We start from the raw sequence: 21,152 nt of genomic DNA, 5'->3' as shown, positions 1-21,152 counted from the left end.
ACGCTTAAGCAAGGCAGACGTCCCAGGGGCCGCTTCGCGACCCAACGGGGATAAATCCCCTCGCCACAGATTCAATCCGGCTAATTTCAGGCGTCACGGTTTCGTCATCTGAATAGGCCACCCTGTCGCCCTTCAAACCTGCCCGGAACCCACCATGCTCCACGCCGAAAACCAGGATCGTCTCTATCTCATCAGCCCGAGCGACGAACAACAGAACCTCGTCGGCAGCCTGTCCTTCAACGTGCAGGATCGGCATTGGCTGGTGTATTGCGCCCTTGGCGGTCATCAACATGCCGACCTTCCGGAGACCGATCTGCTGACTGGGATCAGCGTGCTGGAGCTGTATTCCCAGGCTGCATGAAGGTTTCTTGCTCGCAAAAAAAAACCTGCTCGCGATAGCGGAGTGTCAGTCAACTGAATGTTGACTGATCCGTCATCGCGAGCAGGCTCGCTCCCACAGGATTATGGGTCGTACTACTTACTCAGCCAGCACCTGACCAATGGTCGGGTCCTTGAACAGGCGTGTCAGGGCATCGCTCAACACGTCGCTGACCAGCTTGGTGTTGGTGTCCTGGTTAGGCGCCATGCCGAAGCGCTGGTCCAGCGAAGCACCGTAACGACCGCTGTAGCGACGATTGGCGTTCTGCACCTCGGAACGGAAGGTCGCGCCGATGGTGGCTTCGGTCACATACATGCCTTCCTTGGGCGACTGGTACTTCAATTCGGCCAGGGTGACGGTCAGTTGCGGTGCATTCATCGCGTTGGCGGTAGGGGTGAAGCCCAGCAAACGTACCGCCGCTTCGGCCTGGGCCTGCAGCTTGGGCAGGATCTGCGCGCCCTGCACCGTGATCACACTGGTTTCCGGGTACAGCCCACCGCGGGTGCCGAGGGTTGGCGAGGGACGACCATCCACCACCCGCACCACCACCGGCTGGCCGCGGCCCACGGGCGCCAGCTGGGCGTTGAGCTTGGGCTCCGGGTTAAGTTGTTGCGGGCTGTGGGCGCAGCCGACGAGGGCCAGACTGGTCACAGCGATCAAACCGAACAACAGGCGTTGCAACATGCTCTTCTCTCCAGAATCGGGCACAAACAGGCCCGCAGTATAGCGGTGCGCCATGGCGGTGAACTAGCGCTGCACGATGAATACTCAAATGTCTGACACCCCATGGGAAAACCGCTTCGTGTCATGCCATTGTCATGCTCCTTACACCGGCATGTCATGGCCTCCTGTCAGCCTTGGCACAAGCTCCCCGACACGGTGTCCGACCATGCGTTTTCTCATTTCCCTGTTCACCCCGCGCCCACAGCACCGCTGCTTCGCCCTGCTGGACCGCAACGGCCGTTGCCAGGCATTCAAGCAATGCAGCCTGCAGCCCATGGGTGAAGGTTGGGTGGAAATCGAAGAGATTCGGCTGAACTGGCTGCACCAGCCATTGCCCGCCAGCGCCCGCGTGCAAACCCTTGGCGCTCGCCCACGCAACCGTCAACTGTTGGCCGTCTGACCGGATGGCTAATAAAAGTCATTAAACACGACCATTTCCCTGCGTTTCTTCGATACAATCTGCCCCCGATTATAAGGACGTCTCCTGATCGGGCCTCGCAACACCGCTAATGCGCTGGTATTGGCACCCCGCACCGCCCACAGAGAGCCGCCCACACAGATCGAGTGAAGCTGGCGCGCTTGCTGTTTTTCAAGCAAATCACCACTTTTCGCGAATCTGCAGAGCTGTCATTACGCTCGGTCACTGAGCTGTCTGCCCGTTTTGTCTGTCATGTATTACATGGGGGCAAACCAAACCGGGCGCGGTGCCAGGCTGGGACAGCCCTTTTTTGAGGTTCACGTCTTCAAAAGAGCGTGAAAAAACGGGTTTTCACAACTTCACGAGAGTGTGGCGAGCAAATGAATAGTTTTGCGTCTGAACAAGCACCATTAGCGTCTGAAACAGCCCAACGACACAGGACCGCCTATCGCTCAAGAAACGGCGCCTGAAGCCTGTCCGCTACGGATTTGGTTGCACGAACGGATGTCTCGGCCATAAGTCGAATTGCCTGCCCGGCGCTTAAATGAGTTCATGGGACTCTGAGGCCAGGCTGCATGCATCCGCGGTAGTTGCGAAAAATTGCGAAGATTCGGACATGGCGATCCTGGCCATGGATACCTGGGGCGCAACTGACCTGCCCCGCCACTCCCTGGCCGCCATGCCGACAATTTGGTGCTGCAGATTTTGGAGACGCGTTAAATGGCGCATAACGAAGCAGTCGATGTAGTTCTGGTAGGGGCCGGCATCATGAGTGCCACCCTGGCCGTGCTGCTCAAGGAACTCGACCCCGCGATCTCGCTGGAAGTCGTCGAGTTGATGGATTCCGGTGCCGCGGAGAGTTCCAACCCGTGGAACAACGCCGGCACCGGCCACGCCGGGCTGTGCGAGCTGAACTACACGCCCCAGGCGGCCGATGGCAGTGTCGACATCAAGAAAGCCGTGCACATCAACACCCAGTTCGAGGTGTCGAAGCAGTTCTGGACGTACCTGACCAAAAAAGGCACGTTCGGCTCATCCAAATCCTTCATTGCCCCCGTCCCGCACCTGAGCTTCGTGCAGGGTGAAAAAGGCGTGTCGTTCCTGAAAAAGCGCTTTGAACTGATGCGCCAGCATCACGCCTTCGCGGACATGGAATACACCGAGGACAAGGCCCTGATGGCCGAGTGGATGCCGCTGATGATGCCGGGCCGGCCAGCTGACGAAGTCATCGCCGCCACCCGCGTCATGAATGGCACCGACGTCAACTTCGGCGCCCTGACCAACCAGTTGCTCAAGCACCTGACCAGCGCCCCGGACACCCAGGTCAAGTATTGCAAGCGCGTCACCGGCCTCAAGCGCAATGGCGCTGGCTGGACCGTCAGCATCAAGGACGTCAATTCCGGCAGCAGCCGTGAAGTCGATGCCAAATTCGTCTTCCTGGGTGCCGGTGGTGCGGCGTTGCCGCTGCTGCAAGCGTCGGGTATCGAAGAAAGCAAAGGCTTCGGTGGCTTCCCGGTCAGCGGCCAGTGGCTGCGTTGCGACAACCCGGAAGTGGTCAAGCATCACCAGGCCAAGGTCTACAGCCAGGCCGCCGTGGGCTCGCCACCGATGTCCGTGCCGCATTTGGACACCCGCGTGGTCGATGGCAAGAAATCCCTGCTGTTTGGGCCATACGCCGGTTTCACCACCAAGTTCCTCAAGCATGGTTCGCTCATGGATCTGCCGCTGTCGGTACGTGCCGGCAACATCGGCCCGATGCTGGCCGTGGCCCGGGACAACATGGACCTGACCAAGTACCTGATCAGCGAAGTGATGCAGTCCATGGAGCAGCGCCTGGAATCCCTGCGTCGCTTCTATCCCGAGGCGAAAGCCGAGGACTGGCGCCTGGAAGTGGCCGGCCAACGGGTTCAGATCATCAAGAAAGACCCGAAGAAAGGCGGTGTCCTGCAGTTCGGCACCGAACTGGTGGCGGCCAAGGACGGCACCCTCGCCGCCTTGCTCGGCGCATCGCCCGGTGCTTCGGTGACCGTCTCGATCATGCTGGACCTGATCGAGCGCTGCTTCCCGGACAAAGCCAAGGGAGAATGGGCGAGCAAACTCGCAGAGATCTTCCCGGCGCGGGAAAAAGTGCTGGAAACCGACGCGGCGCTGTATCGCAAGGTCAATGCGCAGAACAACGTCGCCCTGGAACTGGTTGAACAAAGCAGCGAGACACCCAGCTTCGCTTGATTCCACCGCATAAAAAAACGCCCCGTTCTTTCTGAGAGCGGGGCGTTTTTGTTTAACAGATCGCAGGCTTCGCCAGCTCCTACAGGAAATCGCATGCCCCTGAAGGAGCTGGCGAAGCCTGCGATCTTTTGACCTAACCGCGAGCCTTGTTGATCAACTCGATGTATTCCTCGGCATTACGCTGGTCCTGGATCAGCGCCACGAAATCGTTGCCGTGCTCATCCTTGCCATTGAGGTCGTAGCCGGCCTCGACGAAAAACGTCAGAAAGCGCTCGAAGTCGTCGACCCGCAGGCCACGGTAGGCCTTGATCAGTTTGTGCAGCGACGGCGAAGTGGCATCGACCGGATCGAAATTGAGGAACAGCTTGATCTGCTCATCGCCAATCTCGTCACCAATCACTTGTTTCTTGTCTTTACGCATTGCCGGGCTCCAGCTCGCACAGTTCACGGGGGCGGGCAGTTTACCCCCGGCAGGCCTCGGGGCTCAACGCGGGCGTACAGCGCCGGTGTGCAGGTCGGCCCAGATATGGCCGTTGGCATAGCTGAGGAACTGCACGTACACCGTGTCGCTGCGCAGCAGATCGATCACCACTTGATACTGGGCCTGTGGATAAGACAGCGTCAGAGTCTTGCTCGCCTCGTCGAAGGCAGGTTTTTTCAGGCTTTTGCTTTCGCCATCGAAGTTCAGGATCACCTGGTTGAGAGTGGCGCCTTTATTCAGGGGTTTGCCTTTGAGGCGCACCAGCAACGGCGATGTAACGGGTATCGGTTGCTGGTTGGACTGACGCTGATTGCCCAGCACTACCGAATACTCGGTGACTTGGAGCAATTGCTGGTGTTCGGGTTGTTCCTGACGTACCGCCAGATCATCGGGGGGCAGAAATTGACTGTGCATCGGCGCGCCAACGGCTGCCCACGACAGGCTGGACATCAGCAGCAGAGCGGCGCAGCGGCGGGTCAGTACACTCATGACAGGCTCCAGGGGCTTGGCCCGGCACTCTAGCACGGGCCCAGGCGCTAAAAATAACGATCCAGGTCAATACATCCGCGCCACGAGCACGGCATACTCAAGGAGCCATCAGCCCTGGCATCACATGATGCCCCTTGTGGCGAGGGGATTTATCCCCGCTGGGCTGCGCAGCAGACCTGAACCGGATACTAGGTGAATCAGACAGATCACCCCACCCGACGGGGGCTGCTATGCAGCCCAACGGGAATAAATCCCCTCGCCACGGGTTAGGTGTTTGCCGTGAATTCGGTATTTGCCCCGCTCATTTCGTGGAGTGCCCATGTCTTTCTCCGCCCCACCCTTATTCGCTGCCTGGCGCCAAGCCTGGCGCGCCGGTTATACCCTTGAACGCCTGCGCGGCGATCTGGTGGCCGGGCTGACCGTCGGCATCATTGCCATCCCCTTGGCCATGGCCCTGGCCATTGCCGTCGGTGTCCCGCCGCAGCATGGCTTGTACACGGTGCTGGTGGCCGCCCCCCTGATCGCCCTCACTGGCGGCTCGCGTTTCAACGTGAGCGGGCCGACAGCGGCGTTCGTGGTGATCCTGCTGCCCATCACCCAGCAATACGGCCTGGGTGGCCTGCTGCTGTGCACGATGCTGGCGGGCATGATCCTGATCGCGCTCGGCCTGATGCGGGCCGGGCGGCTGATCCAGTACATTCCTTATCCGGTCATTCTCGGCTTTACCGCAGGCATCGGCGTGGTCATTGCCACCCTGCAACTCAAAGACCTGCTGGGCCTGACCACGGTCGGCAACGCCGAGCATTACATCGAGCAACTGGGCGCCTTGATCACGGCACTGCCCAGTGCCCGGCTCGGCGACGGCCTGATCGGCCTCATCTGCCTGGCGGTATTGATTATCTGGCCGCGCTTCGTCCCCCGCATTCCTGGTCATCTGGTAGCCCTGCTGGTGGGTGCGCTGTTGGGGCTGGCGCTGGAAAGGGGCGGATGGCAGATCGCGACACTGGGCGAACGTTTCAGCTACGTGGTCGACGGCATCAGTTACCCCGGCATCCCGCCATTTTTACCGAGTTTCGACTGGCCTTGGAACCTGGCGGACAGTCAGGGTCGCCCCTTGGGACTGTCCTACGATCTGATCCGCCAATTGCTGGCGCCAGCCTTCGCCATTGCCATGCTCGGCGCCATTGAATCGCTGTTGTGCGCGGTGGTGGCCGACGGCATGACCGGCAGCAAACACGACCCCAACGCCGAACTGATCGGCCAGGGCCTGGGCAATCTGGTGGCGCCACTGTTCGGCGGCATCACTGCCACGGCGGCGATTGCCCGCAGCGCCACCAATGTGCGCAGCGGCGCGTCTTCGCCATTGGCCGCGATCATTCACAGCCTCGTGGTGCTGGGAGCCATTGTGCTGCTGGCGCCGTTGTTCAGCTATCTGCCCATGGCAGCGCTGGCGGCGTTGCTGGTGATGGTGGCCTGGAACATGAGCGAAGCCGGACACGTGCTGCACACCTTGCGTATCGCCCCACGCAGTGACGTGCTGGTGCTACTGACCTGCCTGAGCCTGACCGTACTGTTCGACATGGTCCTGGCGGTCGCCGTAGGCCTGCTGCTGGCCGCCGGGCTGTTCATCAAACGCATGAGCGAGCTGACGGACACCGCCGAACTGCCGCGCCAGTTCCATCAGGCCTTGCTGGAGATGCCCGAGCACGTTCGCTGCTACGCCATTCGCGGACCGCTGTTTTTCGGCGCGGCAGAAAAGGCCCTGGATGTGCTGCGCAAATTCGATCCGGGGATTCGGGTGATGGTGGTGGAAATGAGCGCCGTGCCGATGCTGGACATGACTGCGCTGGCGGCTTTTGAAAGTATCCTCAAGGACTACCGCAAGCAGGGCATCGGCCTGATTCTGGTGGCAACCGCGCCACGGGTACGCCTGAAGTTGCGCCGCGCCGGCATCCATCGCGAGCAGCGTCAACTGGCGTATGTGCAGACCCTGGAGCAGGCACGGGTCAAGAGCGAGCAATGGCTGGCCGGTAGCCCAGCTCACTCGAGGCCGGCCTGATTGATCTGTGGCCTTGGAGCTTTTTGTGGCGAGGGAGCTTGCTCCCGCTTGGGTGCGTAGCACCCACCTGCAACTGGGGCTGCTGCGCAGCCCAGCGGGAGCAAGCTCCCTCGCCACAGAAGCCTCGCTACCGCACCGCTCAGTCGAACTGCGCGCGCATCCAGGCTTGATATTCAGCCACCCCCACCTCGCCTTCGCGGGGTGCCCAATGGGCCAGTTCACCGTCGCCTACCGGGCGGTAAGGGCCGGCCTTGCACTCGAACATCAGGCTGTCGGCTTCCAGCACCACTAAACCGTGGTACACGCCCGCCGGCAGGTCGACACCGAGGCAATCGCCACCGGCCTGCAGGATACGCTTGTCCACCACCGTGCCGGTTTCATCGAAGATCAACACACCGAGCCGGCCCTTGAGTACCAGCAAGGTTTCAGCCTTGTCGGCACTGAGGTGGCGATGAGGTGGAATGTAGGTGCAAGGCTGCAAGCCAACCGCCATGCGGTGGCAAGGCTCGTCCATCTGATGAAAGTTATGGTGTTGCCGCCCGCGAGGACTGGCCGTGGCTTTCTCGGCCAGTTCGTTGAACAGCGCTTGATCCAGAAAGCCCGGTTGGTTCATCGATTACATTCCTTTGACGGCGAAAATACCGTTGGCGTTGCGCCAGTAACCTTTGTAGTCCATGCCGTAGCCGAAGATGTAGCGGTCGATGCACGGCAGACCGACGAAATCGGCTTTCAGGTCCGGACGAGCCTTGCGGTCGTGGTCCTTGTCGATCAGCACGGCGGTGTGCACAGCGCGGGCACCGGCGTGTTTGCAGAAGTCGATGATGGCGCCCAGGGTGTGACCTTCGTCGAGGATGTCATCGATGATCAGCACGTCGCGGTCGATGAATGAAACTTCCGGTTTGGCTTTCCAGAACAGGTCGCCACCGCTGGTTTCGTTACGGTAACGGGTGGCGTGCAGGTAGGACGCTTCCAGCGGGAAGTTCAGGTAGGTCAGCAGCTTGCCGGAGAAAATCAGCCCACCGTTCATGACGCAGAACACCACCGGGTTGGAATCGGCCAACTGGTCGTTGATTTGCGCACCGACACGGGCGATGGCCGCTTCGACTTCGGCTTCGGTGTACAGGCAGTCAGCCTCTCGCATGATTTGACGGATATGCTCGAGATCAGCGGACATGGCGCTCTCCAGGGGAGGTTGAGGGAGGGACGGGTTCGGAAAAACGGGCAAAGGTACGCATCCCGCCCGGCCAGATCAAGCGTTTGTGGACTAACGTTCTGTATTGTCTATAGGACAACACCCTCGGATAGATTAATCTAGGCCGGTTTTTTTGCCCGCCGCCGGAGCTTTCCCCATGCCCATCCTCGAGATCCGCCACCCGCTGATCAGACATAAACTCGGCCTGATGCGCCGCGCCGACATTAGCACGAAGAACTTCCGCGAACTTGCCCAGGAAGTCGGTGCACTGCTCACCTATGAAGCCACCAAGGACCTGCCGCTGGAGTCCTATGAAATCGACGGTTGGGCCGGCACGGTCCAGGTGGAAAAAATCGCCGGCAAGAAGATTACCGTGGTGCCGATCCTGCGTGCTGGCATTGGCATGCTCGAAGGCGTGCTGAGCCTGATCCCGGGCGCCAAGGTCAGCGCCGTGGGCGTGGCCCGCAACGAGCAGACCCTGCAGGCTCACACCTACCTGGAAAAACTGGTGCCGGAAATCGACGAGCGCCTGGCGATGATCATCGACCCGATGCTCGCCACCGGCAGCTCCATGGTCGCCACCATCGACCTGCTGAAAAAAGCCGGTTGCCGTGACATCCGCGCCATGGTGCTGGTCGCGGCCCCCGAAGGCATCAAGGCGGTGGAAGACGCTCACCCCGACGTCACCATCTACACCGCTTCGATCGACCAGAAACTCAATGAACATGGCTACATCATCCCCGGCCTGGGCGATGCCGGCGACAAGATTTTCGGCACCAAGCAGAAGGACGCTTGAGCATGCAGGATGAGTTCAACGATCCGCTCTGGCGCCAGGTTTTGTCCGGCGCGCAGATGCTGTTCGTCGCCTTCGGCGCGCTGGTACTGATGCCGCTGATCACCGGGCTGGACCCTAACGTAGCGCTGTTCACGGCGGGCCTGGGGACAATCCTGTTCCAGATCGTCACCGGGCGTCAGGTGCCGGTATTTCTGGCATCGAGCTTTGCCTTCATCACCCCGATCATTCTCGCCAAGGGCCAGTTCGGCCTGGCCGCGACCATGGGCGGCGTGATGGCGGCCGGTTTCGTCTACACCTTCCTGGGCCTGGCGGTGAAGGTCAAGGGCACCGGGTTCATCGACCGCTTGCTGCCGCCGGTGGTGATTGGGCCGGTGATCATTTCCATCGGCCTGGCCATGGCACCGATTGCCGCCAACATGGCCATGGGCAAGGCCGGTGACGGTACCGAGCTGATTGCCTACCAGACGGCGATGCTGATATCGATGCCGGCGCTGCTCACCACCCTGATCGTCGCGGTGTTCGGCAAAGGCATTTTCCGCCTGGTGCCGATCATTTCCGGCGTGCTGGTGGGGTTTGCCATGGCGTTTTATTTTGGGGTGGTGGACACCGCCAAGATCGCCGCCGCACCGTGGTTCGCCCTGCCGGCCTTCACCGCGCCGGAATTCAACTGGCAAGCGATCCTGTTCATCGTACCGGTAGCCCTGGCGCCAGCCATCGAGCACATCGGTGGGGTCATCGCCGTGGGCAGCGTGACCGGTCGCGACTACCTGAAAAAACCCGGCCTGCACCGCACCCTGCTCGGCGATGGCGTCGCCACCACGGCAGCTGGCCTGTTCGGCGGCCCGCCCAACACCACTTACGCCGAAGTCACTGGCGCGGTGATGCTGACCAAAAACTACAACCCGAAAATCATGACCTGGGCGGCGATCTTCGCCATCAGCCTGGCCTTCATCGGCAAGTTCGGCGCGCTGCTGCAAAGCATCCCGGTGCCGGTGATGGGCGGGATCCTGTGCCTGTTGTTCGGTTCGATCGCGGCGGTGGGCATGAACACGCTGATCCGCCACAAGATCGACCTGAGCGAAGCGCGCAACCTGGTGATCGTTTCGGTGACGCTGGTGTTTGGTATCGGCGGTGTGCTGGTGGGCACCGGCACCGGCCCGGACGACTTCGGCCTCAAAGGCATCGCGTTATGCGCGGTGGTGGCGATCGCCCTGAACCTGATCCTGCCGGGCAATGACGGCTGGAAGCACAAGAAGGCGGATGAGCCGCTGCTATAAATCAGCCTGTACATAATGTGGCGAGGGAGCTTGCTCCCGCTCGAGTGCGAAGCGCTCGCTAAGTTTGGGGTCGCTGCGCAACCCAGCGGGAGCAAGCTCCCTCGCCACAGGCTGGTATTACAACGCGATCGGCGCCCGCTCACACAGGGTGCTCAACGCCTGCGCCCACTGCGCATCATCATTGAGACATGGCACCAGCACTAACTCCTCCCCGCCCGCCTCACGAAATTGCTCGCGCCCGCGATCACCGATTTCTTCCAGGGTTTCGATGCAGTCGGCCACGAACGCCGGGCACATCACCAACACTTTTTTCACGCCACTTTTAGCCAGTTCATCCAGGCGCGCTTCGGTGTAGGGTTCGATCCACTTGGCGCGCCCCAGGCGCGACTGGAACGACACCGACCACTGCCCATCCTTGAGCCCCATGCGCTGGGCGAACAGGTCGGCGGTGCGAATGCATTGTGCGCGGTAACACGTCGCCATGACCTCAGGCGGTGCATTTTTGCAGCACTCGGCGTCCTTGAAGCAATGGAAACCCGTGGGGTCGAGCTTGGTCAGGTGCCGCTCCGGCAAGCCATGGAAGCTCAACAGCAGATGGTCGTAATCCTGCATCAGATACGGCTTGGCGCTGGCAACCAGGGCGTCGAGGTATTCCGGCTGCTCGTAGAACGGCTGGAGAATCGAGAACTGCAGATCAAGCTTCTTCTCGCGCACCACCCGCTTGGCTTCTTCGATCACCGTGGTGACCGTGCTGTCGGCAAATTGCGGATACAACGGCGCCAACGTGATCTTCTTGTGACCCTGGCTTGCCAGGCGCACCAGGGTCGACTCAATGGACGGCTCGCCATAACGCATCGCCAACTCAACCGGCCCCTGGGTCCATTGCGCAGTCATGGCTTGTTGCAAGCGACGGCTGAGCACCACCAGCGGCGAGCCTTCGTCCCACCAGATCGACGCATAGGCATGGGCCGATTGCTCGGGGCGCTTGATCAGGATCAGCGATACCAGCAAGCGCCGCACCGGCCACGGCAGGTCGATGACGTAAGGGTCCATCAGAAACTGATTGAGGTAGCGGCGCACATCGGCCACCGAAGTAGAAGCAGGCGAACCCAGATTCACCAGAAGCAACGCGTGATCGGTCATGCAACGTCCTATTTCAAAGGCGGTCCGACAAATCGTCGAGAGCCGCATGCAAATCAGTGAACCGGAAAGTGAAACCCGCCGCCTGTAATCGGGCCGGCGTTGCGCGCTGGCCGCCCAGCAACAACAGTGACAATTCGCCGAGTGCAACCTTCAGCACCAGCTCCGGCATCGGCACCACGGCCGGCCGATGCAACACGCCCCCCAGGGCCTTGGCAAAATCGCGGTTACGCACCGGGTTCGGCGCGCAGGCATTATAAGGACCGCTGGCCTCATCGCGGTGCAGAAGAAAATCAATCAGAGCGATTTGATCGGCGATGTGAATCCACGGCATCCACTGCCGACCATTGCCAATACGCCCGCCCAGCGCCAGTTTGAACGGCGGCAGCAGGCGCGACAAAAAGCCGCCTTCGGCCGACAGGACCAGGCCAGTGCGAACCAGTACCACGCGTATACCCATGGCCTCGGCCCGCTGCGCGGTTTCCTCCCAGGCGATGCACAACTGGCTGGCAAAGTCCTCGCTCACCGGTCCCGAGTCTTCGGTCAGCTCACGCTCGCCACCGTCGCCGTACCACCCCACCGCAGAACCGGAAATCAATACCCCGGGTTTGTGCTCGCAACGCTCCAGCCATGCCAACAACACTTCTGTCAGGGTGATGCGACTGCTCCACAACAACATTTTGCGTTTGTGGCTCCAGGGTCGATCCGCTATCGGCGCCCCCGCGAGGTTGACCACCGCATCCACCGGCTCGGCAATCTCCTCGAGCCTGGCGATACCCCGCACTTGCGCGCCGCAGATCTTCGCCACTTCTTCGGGGCGACGACTCCACACCGTCAAGCGATGGCCCTGCTCCAACCAGTGGCGGCAGAGCTGACGTCCGATCAAACCAGTACCGCCGGTCAGCAATATGTGCATGAAGTGTTCCTCGCATCGCGTTTTACCCAGCCCATTAGTCTATTTTTATAAGCAGGGATTTTTCGTATCAGGCAGGGTCTGTGTTTAACAATAGGTCACCCTGTCAAAACGCGAACGGTAAAACTTATACCAAAAACCCTAATTGTACAGGTTTAAACGACGGCGTAGTCTGTACAGAAAGGTAAACGAGGCCCTCATGACTGTACCTATCGCAATCATCGGCACCGGCATCGCCGGACTTTCAGCCGCCCAGGCCCTGACGGAGGCCGGGCATGTCGTTCAACTCTTCGATAAAAGCCATGGCAGTGGCGGACGCATGTCCAGCAAGCGCAGTGATGCCGGCGCACTGGACATGGGCGCGCAGTATTTCACCGCCCGCGATCGCCGCTTCGTGATGGAAGTCCAGCGTTGGCAAGCCCAGGGCTGGGCGGCGGAATGGACACCTCAGCTTTATCATTTCAAGGATGGGCAACTGAGCCCGTCGCCGGATGAGCAGACCCGCTGGGTCGGCACCCCGCGCATGAGCGCCATCACCCGCGCCCTGCTTGGCGAGTTGCAGGTGCAGTTCTCCTGCCGCATCACCGAGGTGTACCGCGGTCAGGAACATTGGCACTTGCAGGACGCGGAAGGCTTCACCCACGGACCCTTCGGCCAGGTGGTGATCGCCACGCCCGCGCCCCAGGCCACTGCATTGCTGGCGGCTGTGCCAAAGCTGGCCGCAGTGGCGGCGGGCGTGAAGATGGACCCGACCTGGGCCGTGGCCCTGGCCTTCGAAACAGCGCTGGATACCTCCATGGAAGGCTGCTTCATCCAGGACAGCCCCCTCGACTGGCTGGCTCGCAACCGCAGCAAACCGGGGCGCGACAGCACGCTCGACACCTGGGTGCTGCACGCCACCAGCGACTGGAGTCGCCAACACATCGACATGGCCAAGGAGGCGGTGATCGAACACCTACATGGCGCGTTCGCCGAGCTGCTGCACAGTGCAATGCCTGCTCCCAGCTTCAGCGTGGCCCACCGTTGGCTTTACGCACGCCCCGCAGGCACCCACGAGTGGGGCGCCCTGGCCGATGCCGACCTGGGTATGTATGTCTGTGGCGACTGGTGCCTGTCCGGCCGTGTCGAAGGTGCTTGGCTAAGCGGTCAGGAAGCCGCCCGCCGTCTGCACGCCAGCCTGCAATAAAACCTGCGATCGCGCGTCACCCGCTGCTGTCGAACCAGGCAGCAGCCTGTCTGCGACAAAACCACATCGCCTCCACACGCAAAAGCGGTTGACTTGTGCTCGTTCGGATCTATGATGAAAATATTGTACACAAATGTTATTTTGTACAAGATTTGAAATCAGAGGTCGCCCATGTCCCAGGATGCCGTCGCCAAACCGAAAATCGCTATCAGCGCCTGCCTGATGGGCGCTGAAGTTCGCTTCAACGGCGGACACAAGCAATCGCAGCTATGCAGCCGCACCTTGGTTGAATACTTCGACTTCGTGCCGGTCTGCCCTGAAGTCGCCATTGGCCTGGGCATCCCTCGCGAGCCGATCCGACTGGTGGGCAATCCCGAACGACCCGACGCGGTTGGTACGGTCCGGCATGAGCTCAATGTAACCCGGCCATTGGCCGACTACGGACACCAGATGGCCGAGGAACTGGATGACATCTGCGGCTACATCTTCATGCAGAAGTCGCCGTCCTGCGGACTGGAGCGGGTCAAGGTCTACGATCACAACAGCGTGCCACAGGACGGCGGCGGACGCGGCATCTATGCCCAGGCGTTTTGCGAGCGCCATCCCGACTTGCCGGTGGAGGAAGACGGGCGCCTGAACGACCCGGTGCTGCGGGAAAATTTCCTGACCCGGGTATTTGCCTACGCGGCGTGGCAAGCGCTACGCCGCCAAGGCTTGACACGCCATGACCTGATCCACTTCCACTCGCGCTACAAGTATCTGTTGATGGCCCATAACCCGGTGCAATACAAGGCCTTGGGCAATCTGCTCGGTAATATGGGCAAGGCCGACCCTGACGAACTGGGCGCGCGCTACTTCAGCGCCCTGATGGCTGCCTTGAAGAAATGCGCCACCCGGCGCACTCACACCAATGTGCTGCAACACCTGAGCGGTTACCTCAAACGCGCCATTAACGCCGGGGACAAACAGGAAGTGCAGCACCTCATCGGGCAATACCGACTCGGCATCGTACCGTTGGTGGTGCCGCTGACCTTGCTCAAGCATCACTTGCGCCTGCATCCCGATCCCTATTTGGCGCAGCAAGTCTACCTGCAGCCGCACCCGGAAAACCTCAGTCTGCGAAATGCCATTTGATGAAAAGCGAACCTGATTCCAGCGCCAGCGAAGACCTGGGGGCCGACTTCGCCCAAGCCCTGGCGCAGGGCTGGCTGCCCATACGCGAAGTCGCCCGCCAAACCGGTGTCAATGCCGTCACGCTAAGAGCCTGGGAGCGCCGCTACGGCCTGATCGTGCCGCACCGAACCCCCAAGGGCCACCGGCTGTTCAACGCCGAACATGTGCAACGCATTTTGAGCATCCTCACCTGGATTGATCGCGGGGTGGCGGTGAGCAAGATAAAACCGCTGCTCGACATGCCGCAGCCACCCAGCGAACCGTTGGAAAACGATTGGCAGCGCCAGCGCCACGCCCTGTTGCTGGCAGTCACGCAACTGGCTGAGCGTCAGGTCGATGACTTGGTCAACCAGGCCATGGCGCTTTATCCACCCTGGACGGTTTGCGAACAGTTGCTGCTGCCGTTGCTGGCCGAGCTGCAATTGCGCTGGCAAGGCCAGTTCGGTGCGCAGTTGGAGCGGGTGTTTTTATACTCCTGGCTGCGCAGCAAATTCGGCAGTCGGATCTACCACAACAATCGTCAGTTGCGCGGTGCGCCATTGCTTCTGGTCAACCATTCGGACCTGCCCCTGGAGCCCCAATTGTGGCTTAGCGCCTGGCTGGCCAGCAGCGCTGATTGCCCCGTGGAAGTGTTCGATGGGCCGATACCCGCAGGCGAACTGGCCTTGGCCGTCGAACGCCTCAAAGCCCGCGGGGTGCTGCTGTATTCCAGTAACGCGCTGAACCTGTCCCAACTGCCCAAGCTGATCAGTGGGGTGGATTGCCCGATCATCATCGCCGGCCCGGCCGCATCGATCCATCACGCCCGGTTATCCACAGGCATCTCGACCGATAACCTGACGTGGGCCGAAGATCCGTTATCGGCTTACCGCGAACTGAGTCGCAGAGAACTTATTTGAATGAAAAACCCCACGCAACTGATCTGGCTGCGCAGCGACCTGCGCCTGCACGACAACACCGCCCTCGCCACCGCAGCGGCCTGCGGGGCATGTGTGGCGGTGTACCTGCCGAGCCCGGAACAATGGCGGGCCCATGACGATGCGCCATGCAAGATCGACTTTTGGCTGCGTAACCTCACCTCGTTGAGCACTGCCCTGGGGGCGTTGAACATCCCGCTGCTGATCCGCCACGCTACGCGCTGGGATCAGGCACCGCAGATTCTGCTCTCGCTGTGCCGCGAACTGAAAATCGACGCCGTCCATGTCAATGAAGAATACGGCTTGAACGAAACCCACCGAGATGCCGAAGTTGCCCGGACGTTACAGGGCCAGGGCATCGAATTTCATAGCCATCTCGACCAGTTGCTGTTCAAGCCCGGCAGTGTGCTGACCAAAACCGGCACCTATTTCCAGGTGTTCAGCCAGTTCCGCAAGGTCTGTTACAACCGCCTGCACGTGTCCCTGCCAAGCCTGGTCGCCAAACCGGCCCGGCAGGCACCCACCGGCATTGTCAGCGACCCGGTGCCCACGCAAGTCGAAGGCTTCTCGCCGGCGAGTGAAACGCTGCGCGCCCTCTGGCCAGCCGGTGAAAACGAAGCCCAGCGGCGCCTGGACACCTTCGCTGAGCAACACCTCGATGATTACCAGAGCGAGCGCGACTTTCCCGCCAGGCCTGGCACCAGCCAGCTCTCGGCGTACCTGGTGGCCGGCGTAATCTCGCCGCGCCAATGCCTGCATGCGGCGCTGCAGGCCAACCAGGGTGAATTCGAGAGCGGAAATGTCGGTGTTATGACATGGATCAATGAATTGCTCTGGCGTGAGTTCTATAAACACATTCTAGTGGGCTATCCACGTGTGTCTCGCCATCGCGCGTTCCGCCCGGAAACCGAAGCGCTGCCCTGGCGCAACGCCCCTGAAGAACTGGCGGCCTGGAAGCAGGCACGCACTGGCTTGCCGATCATCGACGCGGCCATGCGCCAATTGCTGGAAACCGGGTGGATGCACAACCGTTTGCGGATGGTGGTGGCGATGTTTCTGACCAAAAACCTGCTGATCGACTGGCGCGAGGGTGAGCGCTTTTTCATGCAACACCTGATCGACGGCGACCTGGCCGCCAACAACGGCGGCTGGCAGTGGAGCGCCTCGACCGGGACGGACGCGGCGCCCTGGTTCCGGATCTTCAACCCCTTGAGTCAATCGGAAAAATTCGACAGCCAGGGATTGTTCATCAAACGCTGGTTACCTGAACTGAACGATCTCGACAAGCAACAGGTCCATAACCCAAACATGCAGGGCGGATTGTTTGGTGTGGCGGATTATCCTCCCGCGATTGTCGACTTGAGTCAGTCCCGGGCGCGCGCACTGCAGGCGTTCAGGAACCTGCCAACTCGATAAGTGTAAAATCAAGAAACCGTGCGATCAGCGAACAGAAAAAAACTGACCGTGAGATGCAATTTCAACACTGCGGCCATACAGTCTTACACCACACTCGCGCACTCTGCTCGGTCGAAGGAAGTATGGAATGGGTCTAGAAGCTCGAAAACGATATTGGCTGACTGGTGCGGGCAACGGAATCGGCGTTTCGTTGGCCGAAGCGATACTCAAAACCGGCGCACACCTGGCCGTTAGCTCGCGCTCGTCGCGCTTGAGTGAAGACCTTTCGGCACGTTATCCGGGACAAGTACTGGCGGTGCCCGGCAACTTGACCGACAGCCAGACCGTCCGCGAGATCGGCGAACAGATTGCCCGGCAGTGGGGCTCGCTGGATACCGTGATTCTCAATGCCGGAACGGCCGAATACATCGATGGCCAGCCCGCCGCCCCTTTGATCATCGAACACATCGTGCGCAGCAACCTGATGGCGGCCAGCCTCTGCATTCGTACCGCCTTGCCACTGCTGCGCGCAGGCAACCTGTCCCATCTGGTGGGTATCGCCAGCCCGGTGACTTACCTGCCGCCGTCGTATACCGAAGCCGACGGCAAAGGGATGCGTTTTGTGTTCGAGTCGGCTCGCGTCGACCTGGCGGCCGAAGGCATCGACGTGACGCTGGTTCACCCCGGCTTCGACAGCCCTTCGCGCAGCCCCGACGACTGCTTTCCGGCCCCAGTCCAGTGGACGGCCGAAACAGCGGCACAGCACGTGCTGACACAACTGGTCGCGCGCCCCCCTGAGGTGGCGCTCGCCGTTTCGTCCATGACCGCACTCTGGCCGCTACCTTCATCGACCGAGTCGATGCCCACTGACGTCGACTCGCATAAAGCGGGTAACGGGTGCCCGATCAAGGGACAACCCTGAGGAGCCCGGTTGCCTTACACTGCGCGCCATGAAAACCATCCCAGTCCATCAAATCCCCCAGCCTGCCGTCACTTGTTCGACGTGCGCGGCGTGCTGTTGCCAGCTGGAAGTGATGCTGATCACTGACACTGGCGTGCCCGAACGCTTTATCGACACGGACGAATGGGGCGGGGAAGTGATGTTGCGGCTCGATGATGGCTGGTGCGCGGCGCTGGATCGCGACAGCATGATGTGCACGATCTACGAAAAGCGTCCGCTGATCTGCCGCGAGTTTGAGATGGGCGCACCGGAATGTATTGAGGAACGCAAAGGGATTGCGACGGCGTATCAGTAGCCAATCAAGGCACTGACTGTGGGAGCGGGCTTGCTCGCGAAAGCGTTGGGTCAGGCACGCTCCTATTGACTGACCCACCGCTTTCGCGAGCAAGCCCGCTCTCACAGGACCGAGGTGTTACAGCGGCATCGTGTAGTGCAGCGCGTAACTTTCGACACCGTCGTTGGTCGACTTGATGCCTGCGTTGGAGTAATGAGTGGCGCGAATACCCACTTCATGTCCACCGTTGAAGCGCAGGCCCAGGCCAATGCGATCCTCGAACTGGAAAGCAGTCCCCAGTTGGTTGTTTTCCACTTGGGTGTTCTCGAATAACGCCACACCGATACCCGCTTCGATGTAGGGTCTTACGTTCTGACCGGCAAACTCATACACAAACACGGGCGAGAATGAGAGGCTGTGGTTGCTGGACGCCTCATCCCCTTCCCAGTATGTATAGGCGCCACTCCAGTAGCCGGTCAGGCGACCGACGTCACTCTGCCACCAGCTCTTGTCCCAGTCGAACTGCATGCCCAAGCGATAGGTCATGGTCGACTCGCCGGTCTGCCCTACCCCAAACTCCACACCTGCCGCTTGTGCGGTGTAAGTGTGCCCCAACAATGCAGCCGCAAGTGCAGCCAAACAGAATAAACGCTTCATTAGAAACATCCTTTTCCGAACAGACTTAGTTAGTTTTGTTACAAACAGACAAAGCTATAGAAATCCGCGTTAAAACAGAAGTTCAGCCCGATTTAGGCATTTTTTATGTTTTTTTACAGACTGAAGCTTCGCACAATGCCAGACGAATTCCATAGCGCGGGTAGGATATTTCTTAAATGTATCGGATCAGCGCTACTCCAGAACCGCGTTTCGCTGGCGGGCCCGGCAGCCAGGAGCCCGCGCTCAGCGAGCAGGCGTTGAAGTTGCCGGGCAACGGCGGCACCGGTGTCGATCAGACTGATGTGCGCGGGGACCATTTGCTTGAGCAATGGCCTGAGGAAGGGATAGTGCGTACAACCCAGGATCAACGTGTCGCAGCCGGCGGCCAGCAACGGTTCGACATAGCCCAGCAGCAATTGACGCAGGGCCGGACTATCGAGATCGCCGGCTTCAATCAGCTCAACCAGCCCGGGACATGGTTGGGTGATCACCCGCACATCGGTGGCAAAGCGATCCAGTAATGCGGCGAATTTGGCGCTTTGTAATGTGCCGGTGGTTGCCAGCACCCCGACAATGCCGCTACGGGTGGCGGCGGCCGCCGGTTTGACCGCCGGCTCCATGCCGACAATGGGCCAGTGGGGATAATCGCGACGCAAATCGGCGACGCCGGCGACCGTCGCGGTATTACAAGCCACCACCAGCGCCTTGGCGCCTTGATGATGGAGAAAGTCGGCGATGATTGCACACCGCTGCCGGATGAACTCCGGGGTTTTCTCGCCGTAGGGAATATGCCCACAGTCTGCAACGTAGAGCAGTGACTCATTGGGTAACAACCGGCGGATCTCGCCCAGTACCGACAGGCCGCCGACACCCGAATCGAACACACCGACCGGCGCTTCACTCATGCTGGCTGCCACCACAGACGCTGCACCCCGGATCACGCTTGACCCTCAGCTCACGAAAACGGCTGCCCAGGGCGTCGATCAACAGCAGGCGGCCCACCAATGGCTCGCCGAAACCGGCCAACAGCTTCAAGGCTTCAAGGGCTTGCAGACTGCCTACCAACCCCACCAGCGGCCCGAGCACGCCGGCTTCGCTGCAGGTCAATTCGGCTTCACTGCCGTGGCCGTAGAGACAGTGATAGCAGGGGCTTTCCGAGCGGCGCGGATCAAACACGGATAACTGCCCTTCCAGGCGAATTGCCGCACCGCTGACCAGCGGTTTGCCCGCTGCGACACACGCCGCGTTTACCGCTTCGCGGGTGGAGAAATTGTCGGAACAGTCCAGCACCACATCCACCGCCGCGACGGTAGCAGACAGACTGTCTTCGTCCATCGCCTGCGGGTGAGGCACCAGCGTGATCTCGGGGTTGAGTGCCGTCAGGCGGCGCATCGCCGAATCGACCTTGCTCAGGCCCACACTGTCGGTGTCGTGGATGATCTGGCGTTGCAGGTTGGTCAGGTCGACCGTGTCGAAATCCGCCAGGTGCAATTCACCGACGCCAGCAGCAGCCAGGTACAGCGCCACCGGAGCCCCGAGTCCGCCGAGGCCGACGATCAATGCACGGCTGTGCTTGAGTCGCAGTTGCCCGTCGATGTCGACGTGCTGCAACAGAATCTGCCGGCTATAACGCAACAGCTCCTGATCGTTCAGCACGGCAGGCGCCCCAGGCTGATACGCTCATGCCCGCCCAGGTCCTTGCGGCTGTGGACTTCAGTAAACCCTTGGGTTTGCAGCAGATCACGCACCGCGTCGGCCTGATCGTAACCGTGCTCGAGCATCAACCAGCCACCCGCTTTTAGATGATCGGGGGCCTGGGCAATGATCGTGCGCAAATCATCAAGCCCGTCGTGTCCTGCCACCAGGGCACTGGCCGGCTCGAACCGCACGTCGCCCTCGGCCAGGTGAGGATCGGTCGCGGCTATATAGGGGGGGTTGCTGATGATCAGCTCAAAACGCTCGCCGTCCAAAGCGCTGAACCAATGGCTGCTCAGTACCGTGACGTTGCGCAGGTCCAGGCGCTGGCGATTGCGTTCGGCCAGGGCCACCGCCTCCAGCACACGGTCGACCGCGCTGACTGCCCAGGTTGGGCGCTCGCTGGCCAATGCCAGGGCAATCGCGCCGCTGCCGGTGCCCAAATCCAGAACCCTGGCCGGTGTAGCCGGCAGCAAGGCCAGCGCGGTTTCCACCAGCAGTTCGGTGTCGGGGCGCGGAATCAAGGTGTGGGGCGCCACTTCCAGGTCGAGGTTCCAGAAGCCTTGTTGCCCGAGGATATAAGCCACTGGCTCGCCAGAACGACGGCGGCGCAGATATTCAGAGAACAACAACGCCGCTTCGCTTGGTACGATTCGCTCGGGCCAGGTGTGCAGGAAGCTGCGGGACTTGCCCAGTGCCGCGGCCAGCAGCAATTCGGCATCCAGTCGGGACGTGGGCGAATCCGGCAGCTCGGCGGCGCGTAACAAACTGGCGATGATGGTCATATGTTCACCTGTG

23 protein-coding genes are annotated in these 21,152 nt (G+C 60.8%); 12 read left to right on the top strand and 11 right to left on the bottom strand.

The features are described from left to right. Positions 1-154: 154 nt before the first annotated feature. Positions 155-361, top strand: a complete 207-nt coding sequence (locus BM132_RS05845; protein ID WP_047229420.1) for a hypothetical protein — start codon at positions 155-157, stop codon at positions 359-361. Positions 362-478: 117 nt separating this feature from the next. Here the strand turns inward: BM132_RS05845 and BM132_RS05840 are convergent, their stop codons facing one another. Continuing rightward, entirely contained in the window at positions 479-1,063 is a 585-nt protein-coding gene (locus BM132_RS05840; RefSeq protein ID WP_047229419.1) for a YajG family lipoprotein, read from the bottom strand. A 205-nt stretch (positions 1,064-1,268) separates the two neighbouring features. On the opposite strand from BM132_RS05840, the gene BM132_RS05835 reads away from it, so the two are divergent. Both BM132_RS05835 and mqo read left to right on the top strand, forming a co-directional pair. Further along, a complete protein-coding gene (locus BM132_RS05835; RefSeq protein WP_092402475.1) occupies positions 1,269-1,502 on the top strand; it encodes a hypothetical protein in 234 nt (77 codons plus the stop codon). Positions 1,503-2,240: 738 nt separating this feature from the next. After that, positions 2,241-3,749, top strand: a complete 1,509-nt coding sequence (gene mqo / locus BM132_RS05830; protein ID WP_092402477.1) for a malate dehydrogenase (quinone) — start codon at positions 2,241-2,243, stop codon at positions 3,747-3,749. Positions 3,750-3,882: 133 nt separating this feature from the next. Here mqo and BM132_RS05825 read toward each other — a convergent pair whose 3' ends face one another. Both BM132_RS05825 and BM132_RS05820 read right to left on the bottom strand, forming a co-directional pair. Then, on the bottom strand, positions 3,883-4,170 hold the full coding sequence (locus BM132_RS05825; protein WP_047229416.1) for a PA4642 family protein: 288 nt from the start codon (positions 4,168-4,170) through the stop codon (positions 3,883-3,885). Between the two features lie 63 nt (positions 4,171-4,233). Continuing rightward, complete coding sequence (locus BM132_RS05820) at positions 4,234-4,719, bottom strand: hypothetical protein (protein ID WP_047229415.1); 486 nt, start codon at positions 4,717-4,719, stop codon at positions 4,234-4,236. A 319-nt stretch (positions 4,720-5,038) separates the two neighbouring features. Here BM132_RS05820 and dauA point away from each other — a divergent pair, with 319 nt between their 5' ends. Further along, positions 5,039-6,778, top strand: coding sequence for a C4-dicarboxylic acid transporter DauA (dauA, locus tag BM132_RS05815; protein ID WP_092453965.1), 1,740 nt, complete (start codon positions 5,039-5,041; stop codon positions 6,776-6,778). Positions 6,779-6,917: 139 nt separating this feature from the next. Here the strand turns inward: dauA and BM132_RS05810 are convergent, their stop codons facing one another. Next, on the bottom strand, positions 6,918-7,391 hold the full coding sequence (locus BM132_RS05810) for a WbuC family cupin fold metalloprotein (protein WP_092453963.1): 474 nt from the start codon (positions 7,389-7,391) through the stop codon (positions 6,918-6,920). A gap of 3 nt (positions 7,392-7,394) precedes the next feature. Beyond that, positions 7,395-7,952 carry a hypoxanthine-guanine phosphoribosyltransferase gene (locus BM132_RS05805; RefSeq protein WP_047229412.1) on the bottom strand — a complete coding sequence of 186 codons (558 nt, stop codon included), beginning with the start codon at positions 7,950-7,952 and terminating at the stop codon, positions 7,395-7,397. A gap of 175 nt (positions 7,953-8,127) precedes the next feature. Between BM132_RS05805 and upp the strand changes: the two genes are divergently transcribed. Together upp and BM132_RS05795 are read left to right on the top strand one after the other, a co-directional pair. Then, entirely contained in the window at positions 8,128-8,766 is a 639-nt protein-coding gene (gene upp / locus BM132_RS05800; protein WP_030138594.1) for a uracil phosphoribosyltransferase, read from the top strand. A 2-nt stretch (positions 8,767-8,768) separates the two neighbouring features. Continuing rightward, positions 8,769-10,043 carry a uracil-xanthine permease family protein gene (locus tag BM132_RS05795; RefSeq protein ID WP_092453960.1) on the top strand — a complete coding sequence of 425 codons (1,275 nt, stop codon included), beginning with the start codon at positions 8,769-8,771 and terminating at the stop codon, positions 10,041-10,043. Positions 10,044-10,160: 117 nt separating this feature from the next. Here BM132_RS05795 and hemH read toward each other — a convergent pair whose 3' ends face one another. Beyond that, positions 10,161-11,186 carry a ferrochelatase gene (gene hemH, locus BM132_RS05790; RefSeq protein WP_092453958.1) on the bottom strand — a complete coding sequence of 342 codons (1,026 nt, stop codon included), beginning with the start codon at positions 11,184-11,186 and terminating at the stop codon, positions 10,161-10,163. A 13-nt stretch (positions 11,187-11,199) separates the two neighbouring features. After that, positions 11,200-12,099 carry a TIGR01777 family oxidoreductase gene (locus tag BM132_RS05785; protein ID WP_092453956.1) on the bottom strand — a complete coding sequence of 300 codons (900 nt, stop codon included), beginning with the start codon at positions 12,097-12,099 and terminating at the stop codon, positions 11,200-11,202. A 196-nt stretch (positions 12,100-12,295) separates the two neighbouring features. Here BM132_RS05785 and BM132_RS05780 point away from each other — a divergent pair, with 196 nt between their 5' ends. The 6 genes from BM132_RS05780 (at position 12,296) to BM132_RS05755 (ending at position 18,023) form a co-directional block, all read left to right on the top strand. Further along, on the top strand, positions 12,296-13,282 hold the full coding sequence (locus BM132_RS05780; protein WP_092453955.1) for an NAD(P)/FAD-dependent oxidoreductase: 987 nt from the start codon (positions 12,296-12,298) through the stop codon (positions 13,280-13,282). A gap of 171 nt (positions 13,283-13,453) precedes the next feature. Then, positions 13,454-14,416: a YbgA family protein gene (locus tag BM132_RS05775; protein WP_092453952.1), complete on the top strand. Its 963-nt coding sequence runs from the start codon at positions 13,454-13,456 to the stop codon at positions 14,414-14,416. Beyond that, entirely contained in the window at positions 14,416-15,354 is a 939-nt protein-coding gene (locus BM132_RS05770; RefSeq protein WP_092402495.1) for a MerR family transcriptional regulator, read from the top strand. The genes BM132_RS05775 and BM132_RS05770 overlap by 1 nt, the downstream gene beginning before the upstream one ends. Next, complete coding sequence (gene phrB / locus BM132_RS05765) at positions 15,355-16,788, top strand: deoxyribodipyrimidine photo-lyase (protein ID WP_092453950.1); 1,434 nt, start codon at positions 15,355-15,357, stop codon at positions 16,786-16,788. It begins immediately after the preceding gene. 127 nt (positions 16,789-16,915) lie between these two features. Further along, positions 16,916-17,689: an SDR family NAD(P)-dependent oxidoreductase gene (locus BM132_RS05760; RefSeq protein WP_092453948.1), complete on the top strand. Its 774-nt coding sequence runs from the start codon at positions 16,916-16,918 to the stop codon at positions 17,687-17,689. Between the two features lie 28 nt (positions 17,690-17,717). After that, positions 17,718-18,023, top strand: a complete 306-nt coding sequence (locus BM132_RS05755; RefSeq protein WP_092402501.1) for a YkgJ family cysteine cluster protein — start codon at positions 17,718-17,720, stop codon at positions 18,021-18,023. Between the two features lie 117 nt (positions 18,024-18,140). On the opposite strand, the gene BM132_RS05750 is transcribed toward BM132_RS05755, so the two are convergent. The 4 genes from BM132_RS05750 to prmC all read right to left on the bottom strand — a co-directional run bounded on the left by BM132_RS05750 (position 18,141) and on the right by prmC (position 21,139). Continuing rightward, positions 18,141-18,659 (bottom strand): acyloxyacyl hydrolase, encoded by a 519-nt coding sequence (locus tag BM132_RS05750; protein ID WP_092402503.1) that lies wholly within the window; start codon positions 18,657-18,659, stop codon positions 18,141-18,143. A 113-nt stretch (positions 18,660-18,772) separates the two neighbouring features. Beyond that, a complete protein-coding gene (gene murI, locus BM132_RS05745) occupies positions 18,773-19,564 on the bottom strand; it encodes a glutamate racemase (RefSeq protein ID WP_092453946.1) in 792 nt (263 codons plus the stop codon). Further along, positions 19,557-20,315, bottom strand: coding sequence for a molybdopterin-synthase adenylyltransferase MoeB (locus tag BM132_RS05740; protein WP_092453944.1), 759 nt, complete (start codon positions 20,313-20,315; stop codon positions 19,557-19,559). Before BM132_RS05740 ends, murI begins: the two co-directional genes overlap by 8 nt. Then, entirely contained in the window at positions 20,309-21,139 is an 831-nt protein-coding gene (gene prmC / locus BM132_RS05735; protein ID WP_092453942.1) for a peptide chain release factor N(5)-glutamine methyltransferase, read from the bottom strand. The genes BM132_RS05740 and prmC overlap by 7 nt, the downstream gene beginning before the upstream one ends. Positions 21,140-21,152: the final 13 nt, after the last annotated feature.

Source organism: Pseudomonas sp. NFACC45 (genome assembly GCF_900113505.1).
Classification (GTDB): domain Bacteria; phylum Pseudomonadota; class Gammaproteobacteria; order Pseudomonadales; family Pseudomonadaceae; genus Aquipseudomonas; species Aquipseudomonas tehranensis.
This window is presented reverse-complemented; position numbering and strand designations above follow the sequence as displayed.

Bases quoted from the DNA above. Each gene is read 5' to 3' on its own strand.
- BM132_RS05780 (WP_092453955.1), top strand. From the start codon at position 12,296: ATGACTGTACCTATCGCAATCATCGGCACCGGCATCGCCGGACTTTCA.
- BM132_RS05835 (WP_092402475.1), top strand. From the start codon at position 1,269: ATGCGTTTTCTCATTTCCCTGTTCACCCCGCGCCCACAGCACCGCTGC.
- dauA (WP_092453965.1), top strand. From the start codon at position 5,039: ATGTCTTTCTCCGCCCCACCCTTATTCGCTGCCTGGCGCCAAGCCTGG.
- BM132_RS05845 (WP_047229420.1), top strand. From the start codon at position 155: ATGCTCCACGCCGAAAACCAGGATCGTCTCTATCTCATCAGCCCGAGC.
- BM132_RS05820 (WP_047229415.1), bottom strand. From the start codon at position 4,719: ATGAGTGTACTGACCCGCCGCTGCGCCGCTCTGCTGCTGATGTCCAGC.
- BM132_RS05825 (WP_047229416.1), bottom strand. From the start codon at position 4,170: ATGCGTAAAGACAAGAAACAAGTGATTGGTGACGAGATTGGCGATGAG.
- prmC (WP_092453942.1), bottom strand. From the start codon at position 21,139: ATGACCATCATCGCCAGTTTGTTACGCGCCGCCGAGCTGCCGGATTCG.
- BM132_RS05770 (WP_092402495.1), top strand. From the start codon at position 14,416: ATGAAAAGCGAACCTGATTCCAGCGCCAGCGAAGACCTGGGGGCCGAC.
- BM132_RS05755 (WP_092402501.1), top strand. From the start codon at position 17,718: ATGAAAACCATCCCAGTCCATCAAATCCCCCAGCCTGCCGTCACTTGT.
- hemH (WP_092453958.1), bottom strand. From the start codon at position 11,186: ATGACCGATCACGCGTTGCTTCTGGTGAATCTGGGTTCGCCTGCTTCT.
- BM132_RS05760 (WP_092453948.1), top strand. From the start codon at position 16,916: ATGGGTCTAGAAGCTCGAAAACGATATTGGCTGACTGGTGCGGGCAAC.
- BM132_RS05795 (WP_092453960.1), top strand. From the start codon at position 8,769: ATGCAGGATGAGTTCAACGATCCGCTCTGGCGCCAGGTTTTGTCCGGC.
- phrB (WP_092453950.1), top strand. From the start codon at position 15,355: ATGAAAAACCCCACGCAACTGATCTGGCTGCGCAGCGACCTGCGCCTG.
- mqo (WP_092402477.1), top strand. From the start codon at position 2,241: ATGGCGCATAACGAAGCAGTCGATGTAGTTCTGGTAGGGGCCGGCATC.
- upp (WP_030138594.1), top strand. From the start codon at position 8,128: ATGCCCATCCTCGAGATCCGCCACCCGCTGATCAGACATAAACTCGGC.
- BM132_RS05750 (WP_092402503.1), bottom strand. From the start codon at position 18,659: ATGAAGCGTTTATTCTGTTTGGCTGCACTTGCGGCTGCATTGTTGGGG.
- BM132_RS05810 (WP_092453963.1), bottom strand. From the start codon at position 7,391: ATGAACCAACCGGGCTTTCTGGATCAAGCGCTGTTCAACGAACTGGCC.
- BM132_RS05785 (WP_092453956.1), bottom strand. From the start codon at position 12,099: ATGCACATATTGCTGACCGGCGGTACTGGTTTGATCGGACGTCAGCTC.
- BM132_RS05840 (WP_047229419.1), bottom strand. From the start codon at position 1,063: ATGTTGCAACGCCTGTTGTTCGGTTTGATCGCTGTGACCAGTCTGGCC.
- BM132_RS05805 (WP_047229412.1), bottom strand. From the start codon at position 7,952: ATGTCCGCTGATCTCGAGCATATCCGTCAAATCATGCGAGAGGCTGAC.
- BM132_RS05775 (WP_092453952.1), top strand. From the start codon at position 13,454: ATGTCCCAGGATGCCGTCGCCAAACCGAAAATCGCTATCAGCGCCTGC.
- murI (WP_092453946.1), bottom strand. From the start codon at position 19,564: ATGAGTGAAGCGCCGGTCGGTGTGTTCGATTCGGGTGTCGGCGGCCTG.